Genomic DNA, 7,044 nt, shown 5'->3' on the forward strand with positions numbered 1-7,044 from the left:
CTATGCATGGCCAGATGCTCTTGTCCATCTAAACAGAAATAAGGTTTTCAGTTTATATGTATACTGATGAATATAATCCTTCATTTTTCGCTCTTGTCTCTTCTTACCTTATGTGTTTCTAAATCTGCTAATCTAACTGGAATTGGTGATCTACTTTCCTTTCCAATTAAATCCGATACAATTTGAATACTCGTATCTAAATCTATATTGTTTCCGCAAGAGACAAAAATCGGTTTTACATTCTCTTTCGTTCTTAGAGCTCTTCCATATACCTCTTCATCGATAATAATATCGCTAAAAGCAAACGCCTTATTCTCTGGCATATTAAAATCAACATCTTTAATCTTAAGATAACTTTTCGCTACACCGATTGTAGGCTTATGTAAGAAAAAAGAAGCATGTGTCGCGATCCCCATATGTTTATAGTGTAAATAACCATTTCCATCGAACATAAATATATCTGGATCAGAAGTAAGCTTTTTGGTTGCCTCTATTACTAAAGGTAACTCACGAAACGCTAAAAAACCTGGTATATACGGCACCGTTACTTCACCATAACTATAGACTTTCTCCACTACTTCCTTCGTATGATAATGAATAACCACGATACAACAAGCCCCATAGTGCTTATCTTCTTTTTCCCAATAAGCTAAATCTACTCCAGCTATTAATCTCACATCTTCTAAGTGAAAGTTATTTTTCAATTCAATTTGACTCACTAAGCTATCTTGAACTTCAGAAAATTCCTCTTCTGTTTTTAAATGAAACGGATGTACTTCTCTAACTTCCATGTTCTCATCCTCTTTTTATTATCATTTATATGAAACTGTTCCTATGTATCTCATTGTATAAAGATTTTCATTTTTATTTGTTATTTCACCACTATATTCATAGTTATATATCATAATAATTGTATTGTATTTCATCTCTAGTATATTCGAAGCCAATCTTTTCATCTGTGGTATCACAACTTCTTCATAAGAACACCCTGCTAGTAAGGCTTCTAGATTATCACTTCGTTCTAAATAAAACTCTTTTTCAATAAAGTCCTCATCAATATCATACATACAAATATAAAATTCTTTTATAAATGGTGATGGTATGGAATCACCATCATCTGTATATTTTATGCTGAAATAATCTTCTAAAAAATCTTGAGACTCCATATTTCCTAGCCATAATGAGACCACACCTTCTTTTTCCATGCATACAAACTCCATTCATCTATAATTTTTCAGCACACAAAAATTATTCTTAAACCTTTTACATACTATACTTCAAAACCAATCACGATCCATTCATCTACTACATTCCAGAAATCAACATTATATTCTGGCTGATCGTTTGTAAACCATAATGTAGCTTTATCATATTTGCAATTGCTATAGTCAATGGCTACATAACCGCCCATTCCACTTTTAAAAAATCCAAAAGTTGTTTTCAAATCAATTTGTAAGGGCTCCTCTAACTCTTCAATAATTCCCCACTCATCATCATCAAAATAAGTAACACATTCCAAAGACACTAATCCCATAGCACCGCTCGCATAATAATAAAATCCATTATGAACTTTTTCATAAAATTCTCGAACTGAAATGGGAATTCTACCCCATGAAACTTCTAGCACTTTATTATGAAATCTATCCATAGGATTTCCTGCTTCATAATATGCTATCTCACCATCCGGCGTCTCCAGTGTATATAACATCGAATACATACCGTTATTTTCTATTAACTCCACATTGAAAAGGTGCGCTTCCAAATATGAGATTGTGTTTCTTAATTCTTTCCCTACGTATGTTCTCCAAATCTCTAAAACCATTTTTATTCTCTTATTTCTATCGTGTTCTTTAAAAATTCCATACCAAATACTAGGTATGGCTTTATTATGTATTTTATCTATTAATTGAAGCTTTACATTTCTTTTATATTTTCTTAGAAATGCAAGTTTTTGTTCCATATAACCATCCCCCTTTCATTTCTACATTTAAAGCATTGAAATGAGTTCTGCTAAACTCTTACTAATAACTTCAAAGCTCCCTCTTTCATAATCTTCTATCTTCACTTGTCCATTTTCATTATCTACAACTACCAAAAGCCCATTAGACTCTATACCTATAGGAATATTCTTTAACTCATTATGGTGCGCTTCTTTATAACCTTGTAAAGAGGTATAAAAGTCTCGAACTTCAATTCCTGGTATAACAGGGTTTAGCTCAATTCCATACTCTAAATAACTACCAGCTAAATCAAAAAACCAGTAAGAATTATAGTATTCTTTAATCGAATGATGTAATTGTACTGCTAATTTCTTTTCTGTATCAGAAAAATCATGAATTACATCTTTTTCTACAGGCTTCCAAAAGATATATCCCTCTGTATCTGGTTCCCCTTCATATATAAAGGACTCTGCTTCTTCTATCCACACAGATTTTGGTAATGAATGATTATAGTCTTTCCATTCCTTAAGTAATTTATGAAAATACTGCTTCATTTCTTCTTTCATTTTTACTTCTCCCAAACCATTATTTATTCTCTACTTATGCACTCTCATCAATAATTTTGAATCCACTATACTCAATCAACGCTCTAAACACATCGCTGCCTCCATATGGCCATGCATTGGGATAAAATTCAATTCTTCCAATATTGTTCGATACCTTTTCACAAAAGACTAGTTCATATTCCCCACAAGCAAATGTATCAATCATAGATTCAAAATCCCATGGGGTTTCAAGCTTAGGTTCCCTTAAACGTTCTTCAACAGGGGTTTGTTCCCATAAAATCCAGTGGTTATGTAATTCTTCTTCAGTCGGCCACCAAAACTGTTTTAATACATCTTCATCAAAATACTCTAACCACATAGAATCACTGGAATCTATCATCTCCTTTTCTTTCTCTTCCTTCAGTTTATAAAAACATTCTCTTAGTTTATGAAAGTAAGCTTCTTTGTGTATTAGAAACTCAAAATAGCAATTCGTCATGTACTCACCTCTCTATTTGAATTCTCATTCATATAGTAAGACCATGAAACTATATTCCCCTAAATTATAACATTCCATAATTTGATTATGGTATACTGTCGTTTTATAAGAAAAGCATTTTTATTAAGTTTTGTATAAAAATAAAAAACTTGTAAATGTTTAGTTTTTTAATCATTAAGAAATTGTAAATTCATAAAATTATTTGCACCCTTTAAAGGTTAGATGTAGCGATTCAAGAATGTCACACTAATATCCCTCGAACACCATTTGAACAAATTTGAATTTTCTGGTATCTAAGAGCGTAGAAAGGGGTTTGTTCCATTGCTACACAAACTCCTTTTACACGTATCTCGGCTAAACCTCTAGCGAGGGAAAATTTAATTTTCCACTTCCATAACATGTATTAGCGTGAGGTTTATGACATTTGGTTGGCGGTACCCCATCGCTATCAAGCTAACATTTTGAAGTGCCTCCAAAACGAAAACTTCTTTTTTTCATAGGTATCCATGGGAATTCAGTTTATTTTTTTCGTTTTGGAGAACAATAGATTTCTGAGTTTGATGGCAATGTGGCAGGCTCTTTATATGTGTGCTTCATCTCTTTCAAGGATTAATTTTCCGCAATTTTCATTCGTTTCATCTTAAGAAAAAACTCTTAGATAGACCCTCAAAAAAAGAACAGAAGGAGCCATAGTGACAGGCTCCTCCCAAAAATTAAAGTTATATATTGGAAATAGATTTACTTTACTAATAATGAATATGTTCCATTTCTATTTTCCTCTTCAAAAAACGCAACTAAATAATACTTCCCAGGTTTCGCTTCAAATTTCCCTTTAATATTATTTCCATCCGCTCGACCCGTAATGACAGGATTTCCTAGATCTGATTCGTGATACACATCCCATTGTATCCCAATTCCCTGTTCATCTATAAAAGAAATATCTACTTCTTTTGGAGATGTGACATTGAATGTGTACATATACGCCATATTAGGTCGATCCATATTTCCTTTTGAAAGCTTATTAAAACTAAGCACCTTTGCCTCTTGATAGTTATGACCTGCTGGCTCATCCTTTTTTACGGTAACCGTTGTTTGTGCTCGGCCTACTTTTCCTTTATTATCTTTCACTGTTAGCTTTGCATTATATGTTCCTTCTTTTCCATATACATGAGTAGGATTTGCTTCTGTACTTGTTGCACCATCGCCAAAATCCCAGAGGTAAGAAACAATTTTTCCACTTGTGCTTTCTGTACCATCGCTATGAAATTCAACTTTTTCATTTACTATCTCATTGTACGGTCCATTCATATTTACTTTAATCGTCTGTTTTTCTTCTTCTCCCGTTGCAACGCCATGGAATACAATATCGTATTCAAATTGATTGTTCGCATTCACACGATAATTGACAAAATACGCTGTAACTGTTTTGTAGCCGCTCCATTCTTTCTGCGTTAACTGTTCTAAAGATTGATTGATTTTCTTGCTCATCGTTTTCCAATCCTCAGATTCTCCTTTTGTTACGCCGCCCGTATATGTTCCTTCTAATGTAAACGTGTCAAAGAATTGAGACTTATGCTTTGTAATTGTTGCATCTTTTATCTTTGCTACATCTGTAATGTCTTTCTTTACCTCAGCTAGTGGCTTTGGTGCATGGTCAGCTAAATAATCATCTGATACTTGCGGGGTATTATATGTACCCTGATTATCAACTAACTGCTTCATATAGTCTTGGTATCCTTTATTTAAATTTGGATCCTTACTTAAAGCTTCACGATATGCATCATAACCATTCACATCATTTGCACGAATTAAATCTTGAATCCTATCGAAAGTTTCAAATTGATGAGTATATAAATAAGACTGCAATGCAAAAGAATAATTATAAAAGTCCCATTTATCTGGTCCGTCTCCATATTTCGAAAATAATGTTCGTTCTGCTGTATAACGCTGTGCAGGATCAGATGATAATCCGCTAATTATACTTTTGCGCGGAACAACATTATTCGTACGAGTAGATCCCGCAAAAAATTCTGCATTTCCTTCTTCAAACCAAGTCAAACGTTGATCTTGATACATTTCTCCTTGTCCCCATGATCCTGAAACTTCGTATCTTCCCTGTAAATAGTGTGTAAACTCATGACGGAACAATTCTTCTAAACTATAAATACTTTGCTGCGGTGTACGTTCAAATGTAAAGAACGTTCCAATGCTTTCAATGTAAATTCCACCATTATTCGTATCATATCCATATAGTTGGCTATTTTTTTTATATTCATCTGGATTATTATAAATAACGATTGTCAGTACATCATCAGCTTTCCCTGATTCTAACGCTGCATCGTTTCCAATTACACGATGATATTGCGCTTTTACTTCTTTAGCAGCCCAATATAATCTCTTAACCTTTTCTTCCGTTACTTTATCTCCTGTTTTAAATACAATAGCACCGTCATCGAATGTATACGTTTTTGGTAAGTACTGCTTTTGGCCTTCTTCACGGATTTTCTTTAAATCTACTGTATTTCCATAATAATCTTTTCCACCATAGTTTGTTGCAATTTCTTGTACAGCATGAAAATAAGCTTCACTAAAACGAGGATACATATGCATTGCTTGTGTAAGTACTTCTAAAGGTTTATTTGGATTACTATGGAATTTCCCGAAACGACCAGTATAATAAACACCATTATTAATTAACCAGGTATTTTCTGGTGTTACATGATTTAGAAGAGCCATTCGACTGATTTCATTTATAAAACCATCAATTTTCCCATACCATATTGTTTCATCCGCTTTTTTTCTTGTACCATTCACGTAAGACTGTATATCATCATCAATCGCTTGGAGAAGATTATACAAAGCATCTCCTTTATTCTTGTCATTTATATATACAGAAATATTATCGTTATACTGCTTTAATATATTCCCTGCATATTGAACTGTTTCAGCATCACAAGAAGCACTTCTAATTAATTTACCGTATGCAGATACCACTTTGTCCTGTTTATCTGTACCAAGTTTAAAATTCGGATTTTTTGCAATTGCTTTTAATGCCGGTAAACATTTATCATGGAAGCTTCGCTCATTTAAATAGTCTAATTCTTTATTATTAAAGCCTAAATAAAAACCGCAATATAGTACTTCAACAAACGTCTCAATCCCTTTTGTATCATCTTTTGTAAATGTGCTTCCGCGGCGACCTAATTCATCAATAATAACCTGTATTCGCCCTTTATTTTGATAAAACGCTTTTGTTTCTTGATTAAATTGACCTAAATCTATGATTTGATCCCAACTAACATTTGCCAATGTATCGATTAATTCGTCATTACTCATTCTATTCAGCTCTGCCACAGAATACTTTTGCTGATATTGTTTTGCCACTGCTCGTTTCACGGCCTTAGCTGGGCGTTGTGAAAAATTGCCTACTTTTAAACGTTCTTCATAAGACAACATTTCGTCTGCTATTGTAGAATGTGCAATTTCATCTGTTGAAGTTTCTATCCCAATTGGTTTCTTTTGCAACACATTATAAGGTGTGTTTTCTTCCGCTGACACTTGTGTTTGAATACCTCCAAATGATAAGGCCATTGTACTAATACCGAGCATCATTTGAGTAAATTTTGATTTCTTTTTCATACCATTTCCTCCGTTTATCTAATCCATCCAAAATAATAACACTATATTAAGATAAAATAATGTATTATGCAATATTGCATTTCTGTTTACCTTTCTAAACATGCAGTTTGTGTCATTTAGTTAAATCTCCTAGAAATGTACAAAAATGAAACAGATTCTGCCGATAAAATGCTGATCTTATACCATAAGACATTTTTTTGAAATTAAAATCCTGATTTCCATACGCTAAGTGAACTGTGCCCATCATCGTAATAAAAATAACTTTATGTTTAAACTTTTTTAAAAAATAGATAGCAATAAAACCTGCTATAATCCCTCCTACTGAAAATGCCATCTCAAATATTGAGTAGAGTCCGCTCCCTCCTTCAAACTGTTCTGCAAGAGGTAATAATAAAGTTGTTTTCATTTGTATACTAATGCT

Annotated in this window: 6 protein-coding genes and 1 pseudogene; all 7 read right to left on the reverse strand. The window is 33.1% G+C overall.

Going from position 1 to position 7,044, the window contains the following annotated elements; translation table 11 throughout:
* Positions 1 to 80: 80 nt before the first annotated feature.
* Positions 81 to 791, reverse strand: a complete 711-nt coding sequence (locus tag V7183_RS17900) for an endonuclease V (RefSeq protein ID WP_335360345.1) — start codon at positions 789 to 791, stop codon at positions 81 to 83.
* Positions 792 to 812: 21 nt separating this feature from the next.
* Positions 813 to 1,205 (reverse strand): immunity 22 family protein, encoded by a 393-nt coding sequence (locus V7183_RS17905; protein WP_097899806.1) that lies wholly within the window; start codon positions 1,203 to 1,205, stop codon positions 813 to 815.
* A gap of 65 nt (positions 1,206 to 1,270) precedes the next feature.
* Positions 1,271 to 1,960 (reverse strand): SMI1/KNR4 family protein, encoded by a 690-nt coding sequence (locus V7183_RS17910; RefSeq protein ID WP_097899805.1) that lies wholly within the window; start codon positions 1,958 to 1,960, stop codon positions 1,271 to 1,273.
* A 27-nt stretch (positions 1,961 to 1,987) separates the two neighbouring features.
* Positions 1,988 to 2,506 (reverse strand): SecY-interacting protein Syd, encoded by a 519-nt coding sequence (locus V7183_RS17915; protein ID WP_097899804.1) that lies wholly within the window; start codon positions 2,504 to 2,506, stop codon positions 1,988 to 1,990.
* A 34-nt stretch (positions 2,507 to 2,540) separates the two neighbouring features.
* Positions 2,541 to 2,984 carry a hypothetical protein gene (locus V7183_RS17920; RefSeq protein ID WP_097899803.1) on the reverse strand — a complete coding sequence of 148 codons (444 nt, stop codon included), beginning with the start codon at positions 2,982 to 2,984 and terminating at the stop codon, positions 2,541 to 2,543.
* A gap of 738 nt (positions 2,985 to 3,722) precedes the next feature.
* Positions 3,723 to 6,623 (reverse strand): collagenase ColA, encoded by a 2,901-nt coding sequence (gene colA / locus V7183_RS17925; protein WP_335360346.1) that lies wholly within the window; start codon positions 6,621 to 6,623, stop codon positions 3,723 to 3,725.
* 112 nt (positions 6,624 to 6,735) lie between these two features.
* Positions 6,736 to 7,044 (reverse strand): annotated as a pseudogene (locus tag V7183_RS17930) (hypothetical protein); the annotation flags it as partial.

It is taken from the genome of Bacillus sp. JJ1127 (assembly GCF_036965845.1).
Taxonomy (GTDB): domain Bacteria; phylum Bacillota; class Bacilli; order Bacillales; family Bacillaceae_G; genus Bacillus_A.

Coding starts and splice junctions, on each gene's coding strand:
- V7183_RS17900 (WP_335360345.1), bottom strand. CDS start 791: ATGGAAGTTAGAGAAGTACATCCGTTTCATTTAAAAACAGAAGAGGAA.
- V7183_RS17905 (WP_097899806.1), bottom strand. CDS start 1,205: ATGGAAAAAGAAGGTGTGGTCTCATTATGGCTAGGAAATATGGAGTCT.
- V7183_RS17910 (WP_097899805.1), bottom strand. CDS start 1,960: ATGGAACAAAAACTTGCATTTCTAAGAAAATATAAAAGAAATGTAAAG.
- V7183_RS17915 (WP_097899804.1), bottom strand. CDS start 2,506: ATGAAAGAAGAAATGAAGCAGTATTTTCATAAATTACTTAAGGAATGG.
- V7183_RS17920 (WP_097899803.1), bottom strand. CDS start 2,984: ATGACGAATTGCTATTTTGAGTTTCTAATACACAAAGAAGCTTACTTT.
- colA (WP_335360346.1), bottom strand. CDS start 6,623: ATGAAAAAGAAATCAAAATTTACTCAAATGATGCTCGGTATTAGTACA.